20 protein-coding genes are annotated in these 23,421 nt (G+C 67.3%); 10 read left to right on the top strand and 10 right to left on the bottom strand.

Going from position 1 to position 23,421, the window contains the following annotated elements; all coding sequences use genetic code 11:
- The first annotated feature begins 39 nt into the window (after positions 1-39).
- Together CAL29_RS24050 and CAL29_RS24045 are read left to right on the top strand one after the other, a co-directional pair.
- Positions 40-627, top strand: coding sequence for a TRAP transporter small permease (locus CAL29_RS24050; protein WP_094856879.1), 588 nt, complete (start codon positions 40-42; stop codon positions 625-627).
- A 59-nt stretch (positions 628-686) separates the two neighbouring features.
- Positions 687-2,246, top strand: coding sequence for a TRAP transporter large permease (locus CAL29_RS24045; RefSeq protein ID WP_094856878.1), 1,560 nt, complete (start codon positions 687-689; stop codon positions 2,244-2,246).
- Positions 2,247-2,273: 27 nt separating this feature from the next.
- Here the strand turns inward: CAL29_RS24045 and CAL29_RS24040 are convergent, their stop codons facing one another.
- From CAL29_RS24040 to CAL29_RS24025, 4 genes are all read right to left on the bottom strand, one after another.
- Complete coding sequence (locus CAL29_RS24040; protein ID WP_143277736.1) at positions 2,274-3,317, bottom strand: hypothetical protein; 1,044 nt, start codon at positions 3,315-3,317, stop codon at positions 2,274-2,276.
- 104 nt (positions 3,318-3,421) lie between these two features.
- Complete coding sequence (locus CAL29_RS24035) at positions 3,422-4,555, bottom strand: PepSY-associated TM helix domain-containing protein (RefSeq protein WP_094855462.1); 1,134 nt, start codon at positions 4,553-4,555, stop codon at positions 3,422-3,424.
- A 44-nt stretch (positions 4,556-4,599) separates the two neighbouring features.
- Complete coding sequence (locus tag CAL29_RS24030; RefSeq protein WP_094855461.1) at positions 4,600-5,646, bottom strand: FecR family protein; 1,047 nt, start codon at positions 5,644-5,646, stop codon at positions 4,600-4,602.
- A 71-nt stretch (positions 5,647-5,717) separates the two neighbouring features.
- Positions 5,718-6,224, bottom strand: coding sequence for an RNA polymerase sigma factor (locus CAL29_RS24025; RefSeq protein ID WP_094855460.1), 507 nt, complete (start codon positions 6,222-6,224; stop codon positions 5,718-5,720).
- 223 nt (positions 6,225-6,447) lie between these two features.
- On the opposite strand from CAL29_RS24025, the gene CAL29_RS24020 reads away from it, so the two are divergent.
- Entirely contained in the window at positions 6,448-8,856 is a 2,409-nt protein-coding gene (locus CAL29_RS24020; RefSeq protein ID WP_179284161.1) for a TonB-dependent receptor, read from the top strand.
- Between the two features lie 26 nt (positions 8,857-8,882).
- Here CAL29_RS24020 and CAL29_RS24015 read toward each other — a convergent pair whose 3' ends face one another.
- From CAL29_RS24015 to CAL29_RS23995, 5 genes are all read right to left on the bottom strand, one after another.
- Entirely contained in the window at positions 8,883-10,547 is a 1,665-nt protein-coding gene (locus CAL29_RS24015) for a cyclic peptide export ABC transporter (RefSeq protein WP_094855458.1), read from the bottom strand.
- Positions 10,548-10,683: 136 nt separating this feature from the next.
- A complete protein-coding gene (locus CAL29_RS24010; protein WP_179284160.1) occupies positions 10,684-13,182 on the bottom strand; it encodes a TonB-dependent receptor in 2,499 nt (832 codons plus the stop codon).
- Between the two features lie 294 nt (positions 13,183-13,476).
- A complete protein-coding gene (locus CAL29_RS24005) occupies positions 13,477-14,502 on the bottom strand; it encodes a FecR family protein (RefSeq protein ID WP_094856877.1) in 1,026 nt (341 codons plus the stop codon).
- Positions 14,503-14,534: 32 nt separating this feature from the next.
- The gene (locus CAL29_RS24000; protein ID WP_094855456.1) at positions 14,535-15,107 is read right to left on the bottom strand and encodes a sigma-70 family RNA polymerase sigma factor; all 573 of its coding nucleotides are present in this window, start codon (positions 15,105-15,107) and stop codon (positions 14,535-14,537) included.
- A gap of 244 nt (positions 15,108-15,351) precedes the next feature.
- Positions 15,352-16,404, bottom strand: a complete 1,053-nt coding sequence (locus CAL29_RS23995) for a pyridoxamine 5'-phosphate oxidase family protein (protein WP_094855455.1) — start codon at positions 16,402-16,404, stop codon at positions 15,352-15,354.
- 227 nt (positions 16,405-16,631) lie between these two features.
- Between CAL29_RS23995 and CAL29_RS23990 the strand changes: the two genes are divergently transcribed.
- Entirely contained in the window at positions 16,632-17,600 is a 969-nt protein-coding gene (locus CAL29_RS23990; protein WP_094855454.1) for a tripartite tricarboxylate transporter substrate binding protein, read from the top strand.
- 84 nt (positions 17,601-17,684) lie between these two features.
- Here CAL29_RS23990 and CAL29_RS23985 read toward each other — a convergent pair whose 3' ends face one another.
- On the bottom strand, positions 17,685-18,563 hold the full coding sequence (locus CAL29_RS23985; RefSeq protein WP_256977699.1) for a tripartite tricarboxylate transporter substrate binding protein: 879 nt from the start codon (positions 18,561-18,563) through the stop codon (positions 17,685-17,687).
- Here CAL29_RS23985 and CAL29_RS31695 point away from each other — a divergent pair.
- From CAL29_RS31695 to CAL29_RS23960, 6 genes are all read left to right on the top strand, one after another.
- The gene (locus CAL29_RS31695; RefSeq protein WP_179284078.1) at positions 18,553-18,885 is read left to right on the top strand and encodes a hypothetical protein; all 333 of its coding nucleotides are present in this window, start codon (positions 18,553-18,555) and stop codon (positions 18,883-18,885) included. The two genes, CAL29_RS23985 and CAL29_RS31695, sit on opposite strands and share 11 nt — an antisense overlap.
- A 125-nt stretch (positions 18,886-19,010) precedes the next feature.
- Complete coding sequence (locus tag CAL29_RS23980) at positions 19,011-19,967, top strand: LysR family transcriptional regulator (RefSeq protein ID WP_094855453.1); 957 nt, start codon at positions 19,011-19,013, stop codon at positions 19,965-19,967.
- Positions 19,968-20,192: 225 nt separating this feature from the next.
- The gene (locus CAL29_RS23975; protein WP_094855452.1) at positions 20,193-20,963 is read left to right on the top strand and encodes a succinate dehydrogenase/fumarate reductase iron-sulfur subunit; all 771 of its coding nucleotides are present in this window, start codon (positions 20,193-20,195) and stop codon (positions 20,961-20,963) included.
- Positions 20,964-20,976: 13 nt separating this feature from the next.
- Positions 20,977-21,303, top strand: coding sequence for a succinate dehydrogenase (locus tag CAL29_RS23970; protein ID WP_306430699.1), 327 nt, complete (start codon positions 20,977-20,979; stop codon positions 21,301-21,303).
- Positions 21,300-21,647 carry a succinate dehydrogenase, cytochrome b556 subunit gene (gene sdhC / locus CAL29_RS23965; protein ID WP_256977698.1) on the top strand — a complete coding sequence of 116 codons (348 nt, stop codon included), beginning with the start codon at positions 21,300-21,302 and terminating at the stop codon, positions 21,645-21,647. The genes CAL29_RS23970 and sdhC overlap by 4 nt, the downstream gene beginning before the upstream one ends.
- A 2-nt stretch (positions 21,648-21,649) precedes the next feature.
- On the top strand, positions 21,650-23,410 hold the full coding sequence (locus CAL29_RS23960) for an L-aspartate oxidase (RefSeq protein WP_094855449.1): 1,761 nt from the start codon (positions 21,650-21,652) through the stop codon (positions 23,408-23,410).
- Positions 23,411-23,421 lie beyond the last annotated feature (11 nt).

Here is a 23,421-nt window from a genome sequence, read left to right as displayed (position 1 = left end):
CCTCGCGTGTCGGCACGCCGTCCCGGGATTACGTCGATGATGAAATTACTCGACCACCTGGAAGAATGGCTGATCAGCTTCCTGATCGCCGGCGCTACGCTGGTCATCTTCCTGGCCGTTCTCCACCGCTACGCCTCCGGCGTACCGATTCCCTACCTGCAGGACTGGCTGCTGTCGATGGACGTCAGTTGGGCGCAGGAGCTGTGCATCTATATGTTCGTGTGGATGGCCAAGTTCGGCGCCGCCTATGGCGTGCGCAGCGGCATCCACGTGGGCGTGGACGTGCTGGTCAATCGCCTGGAGCCCAAGTCCCGCACGATCTGCATCGTGCTGAGCCTGCTGGCGGGCGCGCTCTTCACCGGCGTGGTCGGCACCCTGGGCGCGCGCTTCGTCTGGGCGTTGTCGCATACGGACTCGGTGTCGCCGGACCTCGAATGGCCGCGCTGGATCATCTTCCTCTGCGTGCCCTTGGGCTCCTACCTGATGTGCTTCCGCTTCCTCCAGGTGTGCTACCGCTTCCTGCGCACCCATGAACTGCCCAAGCACGACCATTCGCAAGTGGAGGGCCTGGAGGTCGCCGGGTTCACCGATTCCCCCGATATCCTCGCGCCGGGAGCACGCCCGTGAGCCAGACTTCCCCCATCGCCCTGCCCGCGCAGGGCAACCCGCGCAATACCCGGCTGTTCATGCTGATACTGGCGCTGGTGCTGGCCGGCGCCATCCTGGCCTTCGGCAAGGCGGCCTTCATTTTCTGCCTGCTGGTGCTGCTGCTGCTGACCGGCATGCCGGTCTCGATCGCCCTCGGCCTGACGGTGCTGACCTATCTGTTCACGATGACCGACGTGCCGCTCGACTCGGTGGCGCTGAAGCTGTTCACCGGCATCGAGAACTTCGAGATCATGGCGATCCCGTTCTTCATCCTGGCCGGCGCCTTCCTGACGCACGGCGGGGTGGCGCGGCGCATGATCGATTTCGCCAGCAGCATCGTCGGCCACATGAACGGCGGGCTGGGCATCGCCGGGGTGCTGGCCTGCGCGATGTTCGCCGCGATCTCGGGCTCCAGCCCGGCGACCGTCATGGCAATCGGCTCCATCATCCTGCCGGCCATGGTGAAGCAGGGATTTCCGGCCCGTTTCGGCGCCGGCATCATCACCACCTCCGGCTCGCTGGGCATCCTGATTCCGCCGTCCATCGTGATGGTGCTGTATTCGGTGTCGACCAACACCTCCGTGGGCGACCTGTTCATGGCCGGCGTGGTGCCGGGCATCCTGCTGGCGATCCTGCTGGGCGGCGTGACGTGGTTCATCGCGCGGCGCAACAACTATCCGCGCCACCAGGAATTCCCGGAGCACACCTCGCTGCAGGCGACCGGCAACGCCCTGTGGGGCCTGCTGATGTGCCTGGCATTCACCATCGTGCCGCCGGCCCTGATCTGCCTGGCGCTGTACGGCGTGCTGCGCGCGGCGGCGCCGGATGTCGCGCAAGGCATCGGGCTGTTCGCGGTCGTCATCTCGCTGGTCTGGCTCTACACCGCCTATCGTATCGGCCGCCGCTTCCGGCATCCTCGCCTGCTGCGCTACGAGGCCCAGCGCGTCTGGACCACCTATTGGGAGAGCGTGTGGGGCCTGCTGCTGATCGTGGTGGTGATGGGCGGCATCTACGCGGGCATTTTCACGCCGACGGAAGCCGCTGCGATGAGCGCGGTGTATGCCTTCTTCGTATCCACCTGCGTGTACGGGGACATGCGGCTGCGCAACATCCCGCGCGTGCTGCTGGACTCGGCCAGCATGAGCGCCATGCTGCTGTACATCATCACCAACGCCGTGCTGTTCTCCTTCCTGATGACCTCGGAGAACATCCCGCAGCAGATGGCGGCGTGGATGCTGGCGCAGGGCCTGGGGCCGATCTCCTTCCTGCTGGTGGTCAACGTGTTGCTGCTGCTGGCGGGCAACGTGATGGAGCCGTCCTCGATCGTGTTGATCATGGCGCCCATCCTGTTCCCCGTCGCGCAGAAGCTGGGCATCGATCCCATCCATTTCGGCGTGCTGATCGTCGTCAACATGGAAGTGGGGATGTGCCACCCGCCGGTGGGGCTGAACCTGTACGTGGCCAGCGGCATCACGCGCATGGGGATCACCGAGCTGACCGTGGCGGTCGCGCCCTGGCTGATCGCGATGATAGGCTTCCTGCTGCTGGTGACCTACGTGCCGGCGGTGTCCCTGTGGCTGCCGCATCTGCTGCACTAGGGCGGGCCGGCGTCGGCCCCCGCGGAATCAATGCGGGGCGTCGATGCGGAAGGACAGCGGCGTCAGGCCGGACGCGCCGCCGTCCAGCAGTTCCAGCGTGACGCGCTGCCCGGGTTCGGCCTGGATGTCCCCGTCCGAAACCTGGTAGAGCGTGCCGCCGACCCGGTAGCTGTATTTGGTGGCCATGCTGACCGAGGAGCCGCGCGTGCCGGCGGCGCCTTGTAGAAGGCGAAACGTCAGCGCTTCGTCCACGACGCCGCTGACGGTGCGTTTGTGGGTGGCTTGCTTCATCGCCCGGCTGTTCGGCGCCGGAATAAAGCCGATCAGCACCAGAATGGCCGCCACCAGCAGCAGGGGCGGCATGGCGAGTCCCACGATGACGAAGATGCCCGCCAGGCTCCAGACGAACACCCGCACGAACGAGGCCGATTTCCTGAAGGTCTCGTGATCCTGTTCGCTCAGCGGCGCCGTGGCGACGCGGACGGGCTGGCTGTCGTGGTACTCGGCGCGCAGCAGCAGGGGCTGATGGCCGGGTAGCAGCGGCAGCAAGTGCAGGGTCACCTTGCCGCCGGTGACGGCGTGGGCCGACTGTGCGCGCATGCCCAGGTTGGTATCGGTCATGATCTCGTTCCAGTAGGGCAGCGCCACGTCGACCTGTTTCGTATCCAGGACGTAGCGGATGCCCGGCCTGGCGCCCGGCGCGATCTCTTGCAGCGTGCCGCTGACGAGCTGCTTGGGTATGCCGCCCGCCAGCGCGCGATTGACGCGCAGCCAACTGCGCGGCATCCGCGCCAGGCGCATGCCCGTGAAGATGGCCAGGCCCAGCAGGACGGCGGCCATCAGCGGCAGCAGTAGTCCCGCCTTGCGGTAGCTGCCGGGGTCGAACGCGATGACCAGCATCGCCACGCCGCTGCCGAGGAATGCCAGGAACAGATAGGTGCCGAACACGGCCTGGAAGGGGCTGCCGCGGCGATAACGGCGCAATAGCTGCAAGTCGTCGTCCGACAAGGGGCATTCGTTCGCGGGCGTTTCGGCGGGAAGGGATGCGGTCGAGCCTGGAGACATGGTCATGGACTATCCGTGCTGTGGACTTCTCCGGCCGCCGGCTTGGCGTGTGGCCGGGCGGCGGATGAAACGGCGGTTGGAACCGGCAGACGGAACCGGCAGTTGGAACCTTAAAGCCGTTCGGCCGTCCGCGCCAGTTTCTGCCGCCGCGTCCACACGGCGTCGCGCCTGGCCCACCAGAGCGCCAACCCGCTCACCAGGACCACGATGGCGACCAGGTCGAAGATCAGCCAGAGTATTTTCATCGGCATGCCGCCGTAGTCGCCGAAATGGAGCGGCTGGGACACCAGGATGGTGGTCAGGTACCACGGCAGCGGCCGCGCCGCGACCAGTCGCCCCGAGCCCGCATCCACCATGACGGGCTCCAGCAGCCTCGATGTCAGCGGGGAGTCGCCGCGCATGAACACCATGTAGTGGCGCGTCGTCGAAAAGCGGCTGGCGGGAAATCCGACGAAGGAGACTTCCATGCCCGGCGCGGCGCCGCGCGCGGTGTCGATCGCCTGCTGGGCCGAACCCAAGGCGGTAAGGGGCGGCGCGCCGCGGAACTGGCCCATCATGGCCGGCAGCTCGGTCGATTGCCAATGCGACAGCATCGGCAGGGCCAGCGTGTTGATGGCGCCGGTAACGCCGACGACCAGCAGCCAGCTCGCGGCCGCGATGCCGAGCAGGTTGTGCAGGTCCAGCCATTTCACGCGCGCCGCGCGCGCCTTGCGCACGGTGCCGAACGGCAGCCCGCGCATGAAGACCCCGTACACCACGATGCCCGAAACCATCGACGCCACGAACAGCAGGCCCATCAGGCCGATGAAGAGCGTGCCCGGCAGTCCGGTGAACAGATCCACGTGCAGGCGCCGGACGATGGACATGAAGCCGCTGTTCTGCGGAATGTCGTGGATCATCTCGCCGGTGCGGGCGTCGTATTTATAGACGGCCGTGGCCTCCATGGCGTCGGCCGTCTTGCCCAGGGAAACGTACCAGGCCGGCGAATCGTCGCTCTGCGACACGAAGCGGACCGCGTCGTGGGGACGCCGCGCCTGGGCGTCGGCGATCATCCCGTCGATGCTGGCCCGGCCGGTCACGCCGGGCAGGTCCGGCGGCTCGACGGTCGTGCCCGTCCAGTCGCCGATCTCGTCCTTCAGGATCAAGGGCATGCCGGTCACGCAAAGCAGCAGCAGCGACAGGGTACAGATCAGGCTGGTCCAGCGGTGTATGCGGTACCAGCGCGCGAAATGGCGTGTCGCCATGGCCGTGCCGGCACGGTTGGCGGCATGACTGTCCGGGCTTGCCGTCATCGCGACACGATCTCGCTGCCGCCGTCGGCGCGCGCCAGCACCTGCACGGGAATGATGCGGGGCAGGGCGGCCAGCAGCGCGCCCGGCTCGTCGATGCGGAAAATGCCGGAAATGCGCAGGCCCCTCACCCGCGAGTCGGGCACGCGGACCGGCACGGCCAGATAGCGATTCAGTTCGTCCATCGCATCCGCCAGGCGCGTCGCGTTGAACACGATGCGGCCGTCGCGCCACGCGGTCCGGGCGGCGACGTCCACGCCGCCGCGCACCGAAGGTTCGCCGTCCTCGTCCAGGCGCGCCTCATAGCCCGCCGTCAGGCGCGTGCTGCGGTGGCGCCACCAGGGGCCGCTGCGAACCTCGACCTCGCCTTCGGCCACGGCCACCCGCGCGCTGCCGTCCTCGTAGCGCACGTCGAAACAGGTGCCGACGGCGCGAACCAGGCCCGTATCCGTGTCCACGGTGAACGGCCGCGCGGGGTCCGGCGCCACCCGGCACAGGATCTCGCCGGCCTGGAGCTCGACGGTCCGGCGATCGGGATAGAAGCGCACCCGCGCCGTGGTGTCGCCGTTCACGTCCAGGCGCGAGCCGTCGGGCAGTTCCTCGCTGCGGCGCTCGCCGCGCCGGGTGGCGAAGGTCATCTGGTATTGGGGCGCATCGCGCAACAGGTGCAGCCCGGTGGCGGCCGCCGCGGCGACGCCGAATGCGGCGCCGATGCCATACGCGAAGCGGCGGCGGCCCGCCGAAATGACGGGCGCGGCGTTGCGGGCGGGCGTTGCCGGATCGCGCTTGGCTTGATCCGTGCCCCGGGTCCGGTCGCCCGCGGGATACCCCAGCGCGCGCATCCGTTCGGCCGGCACCTTGCCCGCCGCGTCCCACAAGGCCATGGCCAGGCGGAACTGCCGTTCATGGTCCGGGTCCGCGCGCCGCCATGCCGCGCAGGCCTGGCGCTCGTCCTCCGTCATGCTGCCCGATTGCTGGCGCATGAACCAATAGGCGGCCTGGTCGCGCGTATCGCTTAACTGTTCGGAATCGATCGGATCGTTCATTGCGGTTGGCCGTTGGCGGTTTTGCGTCCACTCACTCCAGAGACGCGCGGGACGCACGGAAACCTGAACGGTCAGAGGCCATGATTGTGTAACTTATCTTGCAACTGGCGCATGGCTCGCATGATATGCCGCTCGACCATATTGCGCGACACCCCGAGGTGGGCGGCAATGCGTTCGTGAGGCCAGCCTTCCAGCCGATGCAGCTTGAAGGCCTCCTGGCAGGCGACCGGCAGTTCGCCCAGCGCCGCCACCAGGTCGTCGGCCAGGCGGCTTGCCGCGTAGCTGTCTTCTGCGCTGTCGGCCAGCGGACAGTGCTCGTCCGGCAATTCGTGCAGCGGCGCGGCGGCGCGCAGGGTCCTGGCCCGATGCAGGCTGACGATGCGGTTGTAGACGCTGCGCAGCAGATAGGCGCGCGGTTCCTCGATGGCGCCCGCGCCTTTCTCCAGCATGTTGACCGCGATGTCCTGCATGGCGTCCTCCGCGTCCTCGCGCCGGACGGCGCGCGGACGGCCGGCGCCCCACAGCCAACTGTAGTGGGCGAGCCAATCCTTGGGCGAGGCTGGCGGGGAACGGGTCATGAAAGGGGGGCCGGTGGCACGTGAAAGGCGCCATTATCACTAATAGTTCTCATTCTTCCAAATATCTTTCCATTCCCGGGACCCGCCGTCGGGCGGCGATTTCGGCGGATAAATATATTTACAAAATAACATTGATTCTTGTTCAGGAAATGCTTGCGCCCAGGCGTCACCCATCCAGAGAAGCCGGCGCAGCCAGCGCCGCGTATGGATGGGAAACCGGATAGTGAAACTCGTCATCGTCACCGCGGCCTCGGACCGCGCGCGCACCGCCCTGCGGCCCGCTCTTGCCGCCCTGTTGATCGCCACGGCGTTCTGCGGCGCGGGCGCGCGGGCGCAGCAGGCGCCCACCGCCTTGAACATCGCGGCCCAGCCCTTGAGCAGCGCCTTGATCGAACTGGGGCGCCAGACTTCCCTCCAGTTCTTCTACACGCCGGAGACCGTGCAGGGCATCAACGCACCCGCCGTGTCGGGCACCATGACGCCCGACCAGGCGCTCGCCCGCCTGCTGCAAGGCACGGGCATCGCGGTCTCGCGCCAGGGCAACAGCATCACGCTGTCGCGGCCCGCCGCCGGCCCGGTCACCCAGTTGCCCCAGGTCAACGTGACGGGGCAGGGCGTCGGGAACGCGCTGCCGCCGGCCTACGAGGGCGGACAGGTGGCGACCGGCGGCTCGGTGGGCCTGCTGGGCAAGATGGATTTCATGGAAACGCCGTTCAACTACACCAGCTATACCAGCCAGTTGATTCGCGACCAGCAGGCCTCCAGCGTGGCGGACGTGCTGATCAACGATCCGTCCGTGCGCGCGTCCGGCGGCGAACGCGGCGGCGAGAGCGAGACCTTTGCCATCCGCGGCTTTCCCCTGGATGCGACCGATACCTCGCTGAACGGCCTGGCGGGCATCGCGCCCATCTACAAATCGTCCACCGACTACATCGAGCGCGTCGAGGTGTTGAAGGGGCCGTCCGCCCTGTTGAACGGCATGGCGCCCACCGGCTCGGTGGGCGGCAGCGTCAACCTCGTGTCCAAGCGCGCGGAAGACGATCCCCTGACGCGCCTGACCGCCAACTACGGCATGACGTCTCGGTACGGCGGCGCCGTGGACATCGGCCGGCGCTTCGGCGCGGACAACAAATTCGGCATCCGGGTGAATGCGTCCCATCGCGAGGGCGGCACCGGCGTCGACAACCAGGACACCCGTTCCACCCTGGGCTCCGTCGCGCTGGACTATCGCGGCGAACGCCTGCGCTTGTCGGGCGACCTGATCAGCCAGGAACAGCACACCAGCGGCAATACCCGCGGGCTGGTGGTGTCGCCCGGGCTCGACATTCCCAGCGCGCCCGACGCGCGCCGCAACCCGGGCCAATCGTGGGAATACTTCACCACCCGCAACACGGTGGTCGCCGGCCGGGCCGAATACGATTTCAGCGATGCGATCACCGGTTTCGCGGCCATCGGCCATTCGCGCGGGCGCTTCACCGCATTGATGGGCAACCCGACCGTGTTCGACAGCGCCGGCGACACGCGGACCACCGATTCGCCGGCCAAATTCAACTGGGATACGACCTCGTCGCAGGTGGGTCTGCGCGGCAAGTTCGATACCGGCCCCATCGGCCACACGCTGACCCTGGCCGGCGACACCCTGCTGCGCAAGAGCGGCAACGCTTTCGGCCGTTGTTCGTCGGCCGTCATCTCGAACATCTACGACCCCATCGACGTGCCGCAGCCGGCGTGCTCCGCCATGCCCAGCGACGTGCCGTGGACGGCGCGCACCACGCTCAGCAGCATCGCGCTGGCGGACACCCTGGCGTATCGCGACGACCTCGTGCAACTGACGCTGGGCGTGCGCCGCCAACAGGTGAAGACCGAGAACTACAGCGCCGCGACGGGCGAGCGCACCTCGCTGTACGACAAGCATGCCTTCACGCCCATGGTGGGGCTGGTGGTGCGCCCGTGGCGGCAGGTTTCGTTCTACGCGAACTACATCGAGGGCCTGAGCCCGGGGGCCGTCGCGCCCGATAACGCGGATAACGCGGGCCAGGCCTTCGCGCCGTACAAGACCAAGCAATACGAGGTCGGCGTCAAGTACGACAGCGGCGATTTCGCGGCCACCCTGGCGGCGTTCCAGATCAAGCAACCCAGCGGCAACCTATACAACAACGTATTCAGCGTGAACGGGGAACAGCGCAACCGCGGCCTGGAACTGAACATGTTCGGCGTCGTCACGCGCGGCGTGCGCCTGCTGGGCGGGGCCACCTATTACGATGCCGTGCTGACCGACACCCCGGGCGGCGTCAACAACGGCAACCGCGCCAACAACGTGCCGCGGGTGCAAACCAATATCGGCGCGGAATGGGATCTGCCGATGGTGCCGGGCCTGACGCTGACCTCGATGCTGGTCTACAACAGCACGCAGTACCGGGACCAGGCGAACACGCAGCAACTGCCGTCATGGACGCGGGTGGACCTGGGCGCGCGCTACGCTACCAAGATATCCGGCACGCCCACGGTGTTTCGCCTGAACGTGTTCAACGTCTTCAACAAGGACTACTGGACCGGCTCGGCCACCAGCTACGGCGCCATGTACATGGGCGCGCCGCGCACCGTCATGCTCTCCGCCAGTTTCGATTTTTGAGGGCGGGGAGGGGAAGCTCGTGGCGCTTACGCCCGGGCGTATTGCGCGACCGGCGTCTCGACGATCTTGCCGTCGCGTAGCTGCACGATGCGGTCGGCGGCGTCGAAGTAGCGGTCGTCGTGGGAAATGACGATCAGCGTCTTGCCCTGGCGCTTCAGGTCGGGCAGCAGCTCGGTGTAGAAGACGCGGCGAAACGCCGGGTCCTGGTCGGCGGCCCATTCGTCGAACATCATGATGGGCCGTTGTTCCAGGTAGGCGTGGACCAGGGCCAGCCGCTTGCGCTGGCCGGTGGAAAGGTCGGTCGTCGTAAAGGCGCCGTCGCGGATCTGCACGCGGCGCCCCAGTTCCAGTTTGCGCAGATAGTCGCGGGCCCGTTCGACCAGGTGCGCGTCGGCCGCCAGCAGATCGTCGAAGAGGTAATAGTCGGCGAAGACGGCCGAGAAGCGTTGGCGGTAGGCCTGCAGGTCCGCGTCCCGCAAGGGCTGGCCGTTCAGGAGGACCGCGCCCGAGGTCGGCGTATAGAGACCCAGCAGCAGCTTGATCAGCGTCGTCTTGCCCGAACCGTTGTCGCCGACGATGAACAGCGCCTCGCCGGCGCGCAGGGTCAGGTCGATCGGCCCCAGCTCGAACGAGGTTCCGCCATCTTCCGCGGGGAAGGCATAGCGCACCGCCCGCAGTTCTATCGTCCGCATGGGTTCGTCCGCCGCTTGGCCGGCGGCTGGCGGCGCGCTGTCGGGTTCGCTGAAATCGGCCGTCAGCGCGGCGATGCGGCGAAATGCGATCTGCGCCTGCCCGAGCGCGGGCAGGGCGGAAACCGCCTGGTCGATGGGGCCCTTGACGTAGAGCAGCACCAGCACCGCGCCGCTGACCACCGTCGCGGACAAGCCCATCGGCCGTTGCGCGGCCAGCAGGATGCCGATCACCACGAAAAAGAGGCCCGCGTTGGCGGCGTTGGCGCTCCAGAAACGCCGCATGGCGCGGATCTTCAGGTCGGCGATGCGGTTCGCCGCGCCGGACAGCAATTCCGCGTGCACCTGTTCGCTGCGTTCGCGATTCAGCCGGAGTTCCTTGGCGCCTTCGGTGATCGCCCGGTACTGCTTTTGCAGGTCGTCCTGCGCGTTGCGCACGCCCTCGTAGTCGCGCAGCCAGCCGCGCTTGGAATACAGGTTGATCGCCACGCCAATCGCGATGGCCGCCGCCGACACGAAGAACACGCCCGGCGAAAGCAGGGCCAGGTAGGCAAAGCCGCCTATCGTGATCGCCAGGGCGATCACGTAGCCCGAGAAACTGAAAGTGAAGGCGCTGACCATATCCACGTCGTTGGTGAGCACGGTCAGCAGCCGGTGATTGCGGCGTTGTTCGACCAGCGCCAGCGGCGCCCGCAGGATGCGCGCGGAAATATCCTTGCGCAGCGTGGCGATCACCTTCTGGCCGACGATGCTGTTGCCGATCCCGGCGACGGCGTCGCCGCCGATGCTGAGCGCGCAAAGCCCGGCGAATCGCAGCAACAGACCCGTCGTCAACCCTTCCGGCGCATGCAGCCCGTTGTTGACCGTCGCCAGCAGCCAGGCGGTAGCCAGTCCGCTGACCGCTCCAAGGACTGTCGCGGGCGCCATCACCCACAGCAGCGGCCGCAGCAGGCGGATGATTTCACGGAAAAGGCCGTGCCTGGAGGAAGGGGAGGTTGTCATGGACGGCGTTGGAGGCGAATACCCACGGCGGCCGCGCGCCCGGCTACGGCGGGCGCTCGACGCGGCGTAGGGAAACCGCGGCGCGCGGCGTGGTCCCAATCATACTTGGCGCCGGCATCGGCCGTCCCTGGAATTCCTAGAACTCATACGTCGCCGACAACATGATGGTGCGGGGCGCCCCGGTGACCAGGTTGCTGTTGAAGGTGTAGGCCGCCCAATAGTTCCTGTTCGCCACGTTGATCACGTCGGCGCGGAACGTGATCGGCTTGCCGCCGGGCCGTTCCCATACATAGCGGGCGCCGAGATCGAAACGGGTCCAGGCGGGAATGGACTGCTGTTCCTGGTTGGTCGAATCGACGTACTGCGAGGAGGTGTAGACCACGCGTCCCGTCAAGGTCAGTCCGCGAATGAAGGGCAGGTCCCACTCGCCGCTCAGGTTCGCCTGCACGTCCGGCACGCCGGCGGCCTTGTTTCCCTGGGTGAGCGATGACGTCGTCCGCGTCAGGCGGGCGTCGGTAAACGCGACGCCGCCCAGGAGACGGACGCCGGACGTGACTTCGCCGAACACGTTCAGCTCCACGCCGCGATTGCGCTGTTCGCCGTTGGCGGAATAGATGTTGGTGGTAGGAGAGACCGATCCGCTCGGCTGCGTGATCTGGAAAACCGAGGCGGTGGTCGTGAACCGGCCCCAGTCCACCTTCACTCCGGTCTCGTATTGCTTGGAAACGTAGGGCGGCAGGACTTCGCCGGCGTTTGCATAGGTCGACCCGACCGTGGTCCCCGCCTGGAGGCCTTCGATGTAATTCGCGTAGAGGGAGACGTTCTCCCATGGCTTGACGACCAGGCCGACCGCGGGCGTCCAGACGCCCTTGTCGTATCGGCCGGAAACGGCGCCCGTCGTCGTGTTGTAGTTCGTGGTCCTGATTTGCTGGTGGCGTTCGCCCAGCGTTAGCTGCGCGCGCCCGTCCAGGATGGACAGCGTGTCCGCCAAGGCGACGGAGGTGTGATGCGTGACGGCGCTGAGCGGCGCCTTGTACTGGTATCCGGCCGGTGACGAGATCGCGTCCGGGTCATAAAGGCTCCCCGTCTGCGCCGGGAAGACGGTCTGGCCGAAATGGCCTCTATAGTTCGCGTAGTTGGCCGCGAGCGAGACGGCATGCTTGACCGGGCCGGTATCGAAGGCCCCCCTGATGCCGGCCTGCGAGGAAAACGTGTCGTAGGCCCAGCTCGCCGCCGCCGGATTGACGGATACCGAGCCCGCCGAGTCGTTGATCTGTTCATAGGGAATGAGCCGGGACCCTGTGTTGTGGCGTCCGCCGACGGCGGCATAGGCGGTCCAATTGTCCGTCAGGTCATATTCTGCGCGCGCCATGCCGAAGGTGTCCCGGCTCCGGCCTCTCGTCCAATCCGGGAAGGTGGCGTCCGCGCCTTTCGGCGGGCGCGGCAGGTCGAAGCTGGACCCGTACGCGGGGAAAATGAATCCGACCTGGCCGGCCTCGCGGGTTTCCTGGTAGCCGCCATCCAGGGAAAAGCGGAAACGATCGCCCCGGTAATCGACGCCCAGCACCGCGTTGCCGTGGTGTTCGGAGCCGTTGTCGATGGCGGTGTCGCCGCCCATGATGGTGCCGTTGAAGCGGATGCCCCACTCCTTGTTTTCGCCGAAGCGGCGGCCATAGTCCAGGTGCGTGCCGAAGTCGGCCTTGGAGACATAGCTTGCCGTGATGCGGGTAATGGGATCGTCCGTCGCGTGCTTGGGGACGACGTTGATCGCGCCGCCTATCGATCCGTCGCTCTCGATGCCATACAGCAGCGCGCTCGCGCCCTTCAGGATCTCCACCCGCTCGGCGTAGTCGGCCGAGACCATGTCGTGGGGCAGGACGCCGGGCAGGCCGTTATAGAAGATGTCGCTGTTCGAGAGAGAGAATCCTCTCACCATGAAGTTGTCGAGATTGCGCCCGACCACGCCGGTGCTGCGCACGGAAGGATCGTCCGCGACGACGTCGGCGATGGTGCGCGCCTGCTGGTCCTCGATTCTCTTGCTCGTGTAGTTCGTGACGTTGAACGGCGTGTCCATGACGCTGCGCGCGCCCAGCATGCCCACTTGCCCTCCCGTCGCCACCTGCCCGCCGGCATAGGCCGGGAGCAATTCGCTCGACGTCGCGGCGCCGGTCACCGAGACGGTAGGCAAGGTGGTCACCGCGCCTCGTGTAGCGTCGGCCGGAAGAGGACGCAGAACGTAGGTGCCCGCTTTATCCTGGACGGCTTCCAGGCCCGTGTCCGCGAGCAGGGCATTCAGCGCGGCCTGGATATCCAGCGTGCCGCGCACGCCGGGACTGTTCTTGCCTTGCGTCAATTGACCCGCCGCGGCCAGCAGGATGCCGGATTCGCTGGCGAAGCGAGCCAGCACGGTGCTTAACGGACCCGCGGAAATGTCGTAGTGGCGCGTCTTGGCGGCGGCCTGGCCCGGTTGAGGCGCGGCGGCCTGCGCGCGCGCTTGCGGTTGCCAGGCGGCTACCGTCAGGATGCCGCCGATGAAAGCCATCTGGACGGCGCGCGCCATCGATGTAGGACGGAACGATGACGAATAGGCGATGGACGCCGTTTGACGGGCGATGCGAACTGGGTGGCGCGACATGACGGACGGTGTTCCTCGGGCACGGTTGATCTTCGAGAACGATCGATCCATCGCGCGCAAGCGGGAGTCTTGCTCCGGCCGGGGCGATACGCTGCGCCGGCTTCGGGGCCAGCCGGGAAACGATGGAAGACGCTCTCATAGGTTCAAACGAACGAGGGACGAAAAAGCGGAACCGGCGCTGGCGAGCGTGCTGCAATTGCAACCCTCGGCGACGGAACACGGCCACGGCCATGCCATGCCTGGATCGGCATGGCGATAAGAGGATGCGGAGCAAGGGAGTCGTGCAGTCCGGCTTCAGCCGCGGGGCGAAGCGCGGTCCTTGGGCTCCACGCTGACCCACCACGACAGGGTGCGCTTCACCCGGATGGGCAGGATGGCTTCCAGCATGGACAGGGCGCGGTCGGGATCGGTAATGGGATAGCTGCCCACAACGGGCAAGTGCGCCACCTCGGGCGCCACGCCCAGATGGCCGCCGCGGTAGCGTTGCAGCTCCCGCAGCACGTCGGCGAGCGGCGTGTTGTCGGCAATCAGGACGCCCCGCGTCCAGGCTTCCCGCGCCGGATCGGCGGATTCGGTGCCGGCCACCGTCTCGCGGTCGAAGCGCGTCTGCTGGCCGGCTTGCACGATGCGCGTGGCGCCCGTATCCGTCGTGCGGGCCTCTACCGCGCCCTGGAAGACGGAGACGATGGTTGCGTCGCCATCCAGCCGCACCGTGAAGCGCGTGCCCAGGGCGCGCAGCCGCCCTTGGGGCGTATCGACCACGAAGGGCCGGCCCGGGTCGGCGGCGGTCTGGATCAGGATTTCGCCGGCAACCAGGCGCAGGCGGCGCAGGCTGTCGCTGTAGTCCCTGTTGAATGCGCTGGCCGTGCTCAGCCACACCCGGGTGCCGTCCGGCAAGGCGACGTCGCGCACTTCGCCCGTGCCGGTGCGGTAGTCGGCCGTCCAGGCCATCATCATGCCGGGCAGGGCGGTATGGCGGAACGCTGCCCAGCCGGCCAGGCCGCCGCCGGCCAGCGCGCCCAGGCCCAGCAGCACCTGGCGGCGGCGCGCCATGCGGGTATTGGCGGCGCCGAAGCCCGCCGCGGCGGCAGCGCGGTTGGGACTGGCCTGCACGGGCTCGAAGCGGCCGCTGATCCGTTCGACATAGCGCCATGCGTTGCAATGTTCCTGCGCGCTATCGAGCCATGCCTGCCATTGCAGCCGCTCTTGGTCCGTGGCCCTTCCGGAACGCAGCAGCGCGAACCATTCCGCGGCCTGTTCCAAGGTCTGCTGCGAAGGTTCAGGCTGCTGGGATGAAAGCGGTACGTCGGCTGTGCTCATGGCGGGCGGCTGGCCGGGCAATCGCGGCCAGGCTAGGCCGGGCGGACAGCGCCTGGGGCGAGCAGCGGCGCGTGCCCCGGCAATTCCGTCGCGGTGGCCTTCGCTTCCAGCCGCAGGCAGTGCAGCATGGCCTGCGCCACGTACTTGCGCACCATGCGTTCGGAAACGCCCAACTGTTCGGCCACTTCGCGGTCGGTCATATCGCAGGCGACCGCCATCACGAAGGCATTGGCGGCCTTCACCGGCAGGCTGCGCAGCATGGCGTCGATTTCCAGCAAGGCCTGGACCACGATGGCCTGATGCTCCGTGGACGGCGCCACGGCCTCGGGCCGGGTGGCCAGCTCTTCGAGCCAGGCTTGTTCGATCTGGCGGCGGCGCCACAGGTCGACGCACAGATTGCTGGCCGTGGTGCGCAGATAAGCGCGCGCCGCGCGTTCGCTGTCGAAGTAGCGCGGCGCTTGGATCAGCCGCAGGAAGGCGTCATGGGCCAGGTCGGCCGCGTCGAAGGAATCGCCCAGCCGCCGGCGCAGCCATCCCTGCAACCAGCGATGATGGTCGCAATAGAGGGACTCCAGATTCGAGGATGATGCCGCCTCGCTGGGCATGGAATGTTCCAGTGGCGTCGGCCTGTTGTCTTGGGACGCCTGAAGATCAAGGGTATAAATAGATATAAATAAGAATCACTTTTAATTATCGTCAAAACCTGACGGGTTCGCAACAAAGCGCATGGCGGCGGTCATTCCGTTGCGTCAGGGCCGACGACAGCCGGCGGGGCGGGCGGTCGTCTTCCGGATCGTCTCTCGCATAGTGGTGGATCTCTACGTAGCCACGCATTGCGCCGCAATCCGGTCAATACATATTTCGCTTGTAGTCCTGCTTCAGTCCCTTGCGCATCAGGCCCGGAATCGAGACGGCGCCCTTGGCCAGGGCGGCGCGCAGGCCGCGGGTCTTGTTCAACCTGACGTGGGCGGCGAAGACTTCGGCGGGGTCGATGTCGGGAGGCGGTGGCGGCGATGCCCACGGCGTGGCGCGCGCGAGCGCGATGCTTTCGTACATCGTGACGGACGAAGGGAGCAGCCGGGTCACGAGTTTCGGCGTCTTGTCCTGGACGGCGAAGGCCTGCCGCAGGCGGGCGTCGGCGGTGAGCCGCGCGTCGCCGCGCACGATGACGACCTGCGTGCAGCCCGGCACGACCAGCGCGGCGGCGGCGTGCGGGCGCGCGAGCAGGTTGCGGAAGCTGTCGGTGCGCCGGTTGCCCGGGCGGTCGGCGAAGCAGATGGCGTCGCCATCGGCCCGCGCCAGCAGGCCGGCGGGATCGCCCTTGGGGCTGACGTCCGTGCGCAGGCCGGCATCGGCCGTGGCCAGCGCCATGAAGCGGCAGGCGGCCAGGAAGCTGGCCATGTCCGCGGGCGCGGCGGCGGTCGTGGGCTGCCAGAAGTCCGATCTCAACAGCGCCTTCGCGCAATGCGCATAGCACTCCTGGACGGCGATGAGGACCTGCGAGCCGGGGGCGGTTTCGACGGTGCCGTTGACGCGCAGCGTCTCGCCCAGCCCCGGGATCAGGAACAGCAGGCCCACGCCGCATCCCGGCCGCGCATGGCGCGGATCGTCCAGCAGGGCGCGCGGCATGCGCAGCCGCTGGCCGCTGAGCACCGAGGCAAAGCCCGGCGCGCCGCCGGCCAGCGTGACGTCGGTCTGCCCCGCGGCGCCGAAGCCGGCGAAGGCCAGCGGCGACGCGGCGATCCAGCGCCGGGCCTGCGCGTCCAGGTGGTCGATGACTTTCAGGTCGACCATGTCGGGGCGCGCGCCGATCAGGGCTTCCAGCGCTTCGACGGTCTCGATGGTATCGCCAGCGTCGCCGGCCGCGGCGGATGCGTGAAGGGCAGGTTGTCTGTCATGCATTCCCGGACCTCCTCGGAACGAACGATCGGCTAATTATAAATGAGAATTATTTTTAATTGAGGCCGAATTAGCTCCGCCATGTCGCGCAGGGAAACGGACACGTCCCGGTGAGCCGAGGCCATGTCAGGGGATGTTCAACGACGACCGGGAATAATTTGGGCTACGCCCGCGCCAGACCGGGCGCAAGCAAGGGGTAGATGCTTATCTACTAGATTCAGGAGATTCAGATGAAATTCCAATTGAGGCTCGCCTATGCCATGGGAGCCTTGTTCTGCGCGGCGGCTGGCGCCGCGCACGCCGAGTGGCCGGACGACCACCCTATCCAGATCGTCGTCGGCTACAGCGCCGGCAGCGCCACGGACCTGATGGCGCGCAACCTCGCGCCGTTTCTCGCGCGCCACCTGGGCGGCCATGCGCAGATCATCGTGATCGACAAGCCGGGCGCCACGGGGGCCATCGCCAATGCCTTCGTGCAGCATTCCAAGCCGGACGGGTACACCCTGGGCACCATCAATCTGCCCGGGTTCGTCTTCACGCCCATGTACCAGAAGACCAACTACCAGCCTGCGGACATGAGCATCGTGGCGCGCATGGTGGCCGATCCCGCCGTCCTCATCACGCGCAAGGATAATCCCGCGAACAACCTGGCCGACGTGGTGCAGGCCATGCACAAGGCGCCGGGACGCGTTTCCTTCGGCAATAACGGCGTCGGCACCAACGGCCACCTGACCCAGTTGATGCTGCAACAGGCCATCGGGGTCGACGGCATCGCCGTGCCGTTCAAGGGCAGCGGCGAAACCTCCACGGCCTTGCTCAGCAAGCAGGTGGACTACGTCATCCTGAGCGCGTCGGAAGCGACCATGCTGCAGCAGAACCCGGTGAAGGTGCTGGCGCAGTTCTCGCCGTCCGGCCAGCGCAGCCAGGCGCTGCCCGACGTGCCCACCGCGCAGGAGCAGGGCTTCAATGTACTGATGACGTCCGAGCGCGGATTCTCCGGCCCCAAGGGACTGCCGAAGAACATCATCGACCGCCTCGACACGGCCATCAGCGCCGCGTTGCAGGATCCGGACTATCGCAAGGCGGCGGTCAACGACCTGCCGGTGCTGGCCTACCTGCCCGGCGACCAGTGGTCCGCCTCGATGAAGGAAAGCGCCGAGCGGCTGAGCAAGCTGGTGCCCTTGATGCCCAAGGACTAAGTACTTGGTCCTTGGGCGGTGGATGGCGCGGCGCATGTCCGGCGGCGCGCATCCATCGCGCCGACCCGCCTGGCGCGGGTCGGCTCAGTTGGCCTTGAGCTTGCGGTTGCCGACCACCTCGCGCCAGGCGACGGATTCCGTATCGATAAGCTGGCCCAGTTGTTCGGGCGTGCTGGGCGTGGGCGTGCAGCCTTGCGCCTCCAGCGTTTCCCTGGTGTCGGCATTGGCGAGCGCGGCCGCGACGTCCCGCTGGATCTTCTGGACGACGTCGCGCGGCGTCTTCGCCGGCGCGACCAGGGCGAACCAGCCATGGATCTCGAGCTGGGGATAACCGGCCTCGGCCGCGGTCGGCACGTTGGGCAGCATCTTGGCGCGCGTCTTGTCGGTGACGGCCAGGGCGCGGATTTTCCCGCTGCTGACGAGCGGTGCGAGACCGGCGATGTTGCCGACGACGAAGTCGATGTGTCCGGCCATCAGGTCGGCATAGGCCGCGGCCTCGCCTTTGTAAGGCACGTGCACGACTTCCAGGCCCGCCACGTCGGCCAGTTTCTCGCCGGCCATGTGGACCTGGCTGCCGACGCCTGCCGATCCGAAGTTGACCCTGCCGGGACGTTCCTTCGCATAGCGCACCAGGTCCGCCAAGGTCTTGACGGGAAGCGTGGTGCGGACGGCGACGATCATGGGGCCGGTGGCGACGTTGCTGATCAACGCGAAGTCCTTACGCGCATACGGAAGCTTCTGGTAGATGTAGGGATTGACGGTGAACATCGAACCGGAAGCCAGCAGCAGCGTGTAGCCGTCCGCGTCCGAGCGGGCGACCGCTTCCGCGCCGACCAGGCCGCCGGCGCCGGGTTTGTTTTCCACCACCACGCTCTCTTTCCACATCGTGCCCAGACGCATGCCCAGCGCGCGGGCAATGTTGTCGGTGGCGCCTCCCGCAACGAAGGGAACGATGAGCCGCACCGGCTTGTCGGGCCATGACGTCGCCGCCGTGGCGGCGCTTGCCATACAGGATGCGAACGCAATCATTGCGCTGACGAGCAGCCGGGTCATGACGCGCGGCGTGACGGCGCGCGGGACGGACAGCGGCGGATGCGCGGGCCGGAAGGCGTTGGAAAACGCGGCGGAAATACGCGATGAAACACGGGAGGGCGCGCGGCCCGAGGGTCGGGGCATTTCTTGTCTCCATGTTTTTATGCGGCGCCGCGAGGATCGCGGCCGGCGAATTTTTCGCAAAGTATTGGTGATTGAATCGCCTTTGCAAAGCGAGTATTTTTCGCCGTGAGATAAAGGAACGCTTTACGGTCCGACGCGATCGATGGGGCTTCCGCCAAAAGCGACGGGGCGCCGGCCATCGTCGCGCCGCCGGCCGGACGGCCGCCGCACCCGCCATGAAAGGGGAGACTCACGATGCCTTCGATCCGTACGCTCAAGACGTTTCTGGCGGTGGCGCGCCACGGCTCCTTCGCCGCCGCGGGTAAACACGTAGGGCTGACCGCCGCGGCCGTGGGCCTGCAGATACGGGCGCTCGAAGAAGACCTGCATTGCCGGCTCTTCGACCGCGGCGCGCGCACCGTCGTCCTCAATCCCTGTGCGCGCAAGCTCTTGCCGCGCATCGAACAACTGGTGGTCGACTACGAAGACCTCGCCGGGGACAGCGGGTCGGGCGCGTTGGCGGGATCGGTGGTCATGGGCGCGCTGGTCTCGGCGCTGATGGGCGCTTTCTCCGACGCGCTGTGGAGCATCGAGCGGGAAAACCCCACGCTGGACGTCCGCTTGTTCGCCGGCTTGTCATCGGACTTCGCCATGCGGGTGGAGCAGGGCGAGCTGGACGCGGCGGTCGTCACCCGGCCGCCGCGGCCGCTTCCGGTCGCGATGGTCTGGACGCCGCTCTACACGGAACCGCTGGTCCTGATCGTCCCCCGGCGGCCCCATTTCCAGTTGCCGGCGCAGCCGCTGGATGCGCTGCGCACCGCGCCGTTCCTGCGTTTCGACCACGGCACGTGGACCGGCGCGCTGGTGGACGACGCCATCCGGTGCTGTGACGTCCAGGTGCGCGTCGAGATGGAGCTCAACTCGGTCGAGGCCATCATCGAACTGGTGCGCCAGGGGTTGGGCGTGTCCATCGTTCCGCGCCTGGCCAACGTTTCCTGGGGCGCGGATCGGGCATTGCGGGTCGTCCCGCTGCCCTGTGGCAGCGTCTGCCGCGACGTGGGCCTGCTGGAGCGCCGGCATCACGCGCGCACGCGCTTCACCGACGCGGTGAAAGCCTATTTCTCCCATGGCGCCGCGGCCGCGAGCGGCGCGGAACAGCACGGGCAAGCCGCCGAACGCGTCGGCCCGGCCGCGTTGCGGCAAAATTTATAATCAGAAAGATTGAATCAAAAAAAGCTTGATTCAAAAAAGAACGATTAATAAACTGGCGATATTCCCCGTTCGGAACGGCCGCGCCGGCGCTTGCCCGCGGCCCTGACGGGGCGGTCCGCAGCGACCGGGCGGCATGCATCGGCGCCGGCATGAACGAGTGCGCATCGCCGCGCCCGGGCCGGGCGATCGAATAACGAAGGGCTTGCTCCAACAGGAGAGAGTGAGATGGAGACCAAAGCGTATGCGCCCGCCGGGGCGCAGGGCGGCGCTCACCCCGAAGCTTCCGCAAGGACGCTGACGGTGCGCATCTGGCGCGGCGCGGAGGAAGGGGGCTTCGCCACCTACCAGGTGCCGTGGCGCGAAAACCAGACGGTGCTCGACGTGGTGACGGAGATACAGCGGCGTATCGAGCCGGACCTCTCCTACCGGTTCTCATGCCGGGTGGGCGTGTGCGGGTCCTGTGCGATGACGGTCAACGGCAAGCCCCGCTGGACCTGTCGCAGCCACGTCAGCAACGTGCAGCAGGGCGGCGTCATCGAACTGGAGCCGTTGCGCAACATGCCCCGCATCAAGGATCTCGTCGTGGACATGACCGAGTTCTTCGACAAGTGGCAGAAGGCGGGCGGCCGGTTCGTCGGCACCGCGACGCGCGAGGATCCTCCCGCCAGGGTCGATCCCGCCAGCCGCAAGCGCAAGCTGGCCGACGCGGCCATCGAGTGCATCAACTGCGGCGTCTGCTATGCCGCCTGCGACGTGGTCGGCTGGGACAAGAACTATCTCGGGCCGGCGGCGTTGAATCGGGCATGGACCCTGGTCAACGACGAACGGCACGGCGACATCCGGGGCGTGATCAAGCAGGCGACCGCGCAGGGCGGATGCAACGCCTGTCACACGCAGGGCAGTTGCATGACGCACTGTCCCGTCAGCCTCAGTCCCACCGGCAGCATCGCGGGCCTCAAGAAGCGCGCGCTGCTGGAGTTCTTCAAGGGGGATTGATGCGATGGAGAACATGCTTTTCGTCTTGCAGCGGCTGACGGCCATGGTGATGGGGCCCTTCGTGCTCGTGCACCTCGGCCTCATCCTCTACGCCGTCCGCGGCGGCCTGCGCGCGGAGGACATCCTGCACCGGACGCAGGGCAACGGGTTCTGGCTGGCGTTCTACGGACTGTTCGTCCTGGCCGCCGCGATCCACGCGCCGATCGGCCTGCGCAACATCCTGATCGAGTGGTTCCGGCTGCCGCGCGGCTGGGCCGGCGCCGTATGCGGCCTGTTCGGCATCGTGCTGCTGTGCCTGGGCGCGCGTGCCGTCATCGCCGTGGGAGGGTGGATGTCATGAAGGCCGTGCGGAATCACAAGGCCTATTGGGCCTTCATCGGCCATCGCGTCTCCGGCCTGTTGCTGGCGCTGTTCCTGCCCTTTCATTTCCTGGCGCTGGGGCTGGCGCTGGAAGGCGCCGCGCGGCTCGACGGCTTTCTGAAGTTCGCCGAGCTGCCCCTGGTGAAGATCGCGGAGTGGGGGCTGGTGATATTGCTGGGCCTGCATCTGGCGTTCGGCCTGCGCCTGCTGGTCATGGAGTTCTTCCCATGGAAGGCGCCGCGCGATGCGCGCCTGGGCTGGGTGGGATGGGGAACCGGATTGGCGATGCTGGTCGGCGTGGTGTTCTTGATAAGGGTTTTCTGAGCATGCAGATCGAACGCACAAAAACCGACATTCTCATATTGGGTTCCGGCGGCGCCGGCCTGTTCGCGGCGCTGCATGCCCGGCAGGCGGATCCCACGCTGGACGTCACGGTGGCGGTGAAGGGCTTGATGGGCAAGAGCGGATGCACCCGCATGGTCCAAGGGGGCTACAACGTCGCCTTGGCCAAGGGCGACTCCATCGAGCGGCACTTCATGGACACCATCGCCGGCGGAAAGTGGCTGCCGCGCCAGGACCTGGCGTGGCGGCTGGTGGTGGGGGCGATCGAAAGGGTGCAGGAGCTGGAAAACGAGATCGGCTGTTTCTTCGACCGCAATCCGGACGGCACCCTGCACCAGAAGGCGTTCGCGGGGCAGAGCTTCGACCGCACGGTGCACAAGTCGGACCTGACGGGCATCGAGATCATCAACCGCCTGATGGAACAGGTGCGCGGCGCCGGCGTGCGGCGCATGGAGGAACACCGCGCCATCGAGCTGGTCCCGGCGCGGGACGGCTCCGGCATTGCCGGGGTGCTGTTCATCGATATGCGCAGCGGCGGCTATCGCTTCGTGCAGGCCAAGGCGGTCTTGCTGGCCACCGGCGCCGGCCCGACGATGTACCTCTACCACACGCCGTCCGGGGAGAAGACCTGCGACGGCCTGGCCATGGCGCTGCGCTACGGCCTGAAGCTGCGGGATATGGAGATGGTCCAGTTCCATCCCACGGGGCTGCTGGGCGGACCCGATACGCGCATGACCGGGACGGTGCTGGAAGAAGGGCTGCGCGGCGCCGGCGGCTATCTGCTGAACGGCGCGCGGGAACGCTTCATGAGCAAATACGACCCGCGCGGCGAACGCGCCACGCGGGATATCGTCAGCCGCGGCATCTACGCGGAAATGCGGGCGGGCAACACCACGCCGATGGGCGGCGTCTACATCCAGATGGGGCACCTGGGGCCGGAGAAGGTGGCACGGGCTTTCCCCGGCATGGTCAAGCGCTGCGCGGATTGCGGCTTCGACCTCGCGGGCGGCCTCGTGGAGGTGGTGCCGACCGCCCATTACCTGATGGGCGGGGTCGAATTCAACGTCGACTGCACCACCGCGTCTCCGGGGCTGTACGCCGCCGGCGAGGATTGCGGGGGCGTGCACGGGGCCAATCGCCTGGGCGGCAACGGCGTGGCGAACTCCACCGTGTTCGGCGGCATCGCGGGCGACTCGATGACCGCCTTCATCCGCAAGGGCGCGGCGTGGCGCGAGGCGGACGAGGGCGTCATCGAACAGGGGATCGCGCGCGCGGAAGCGCCATTCTCCAGGACGCCGGCGCCGTCGCTGCCCCTGCGCGAAGCCTTGTCGCGGACCATGTGGGACAAGGTCGGCATCCTGCGCACGCATGACGGCATCCAGGCCGGGCTGGCCGAGGTCGCGGCGCACCGGGACGCATTGCGCGGAATCGGCGTCAAGGACGGAGACCGCCGCTACAACCTGAGCTGGCACGACTGGCTGAACCTGGACAGCCTGCTGGCGATCTCGGAAGTGATCGGGACGGCGGCGCTGGCCCGGGACGACAGCCGCGGCGCGCACTTCCGCGAGGATTTTCCGGAAACCTCGGATTTGATGGGGACCCGGTACACCCAGGTTTTCAGGGACGGCGATCGGCTCGGGCTCGAACTCGTCCCGGTGGCGTTCGACATCGTCAAGCCGGGCGAATCCCTGATCGACGACGAGGCCGGCGCGCCGCCCGTCGCGCGGGCGGCGACGGCGGCATAGGAAAGCAGCGA

Origin of the sequence: Bordetella genomosp. 10 (genome assembly GCF_002261225.1) — a bacterium.
In the GTDB taxonomy this organism is placed as follows: Bacteria; Pseudomonadota; Gammaproteobacteria; order Burkholderiales; family Burkholderiaceae_B; genus Bordetella_C.
Note: the sequence above shows the minus strand (reverse complement) of the source record. Positions and strands in the feature narration are given on the sequence as shown.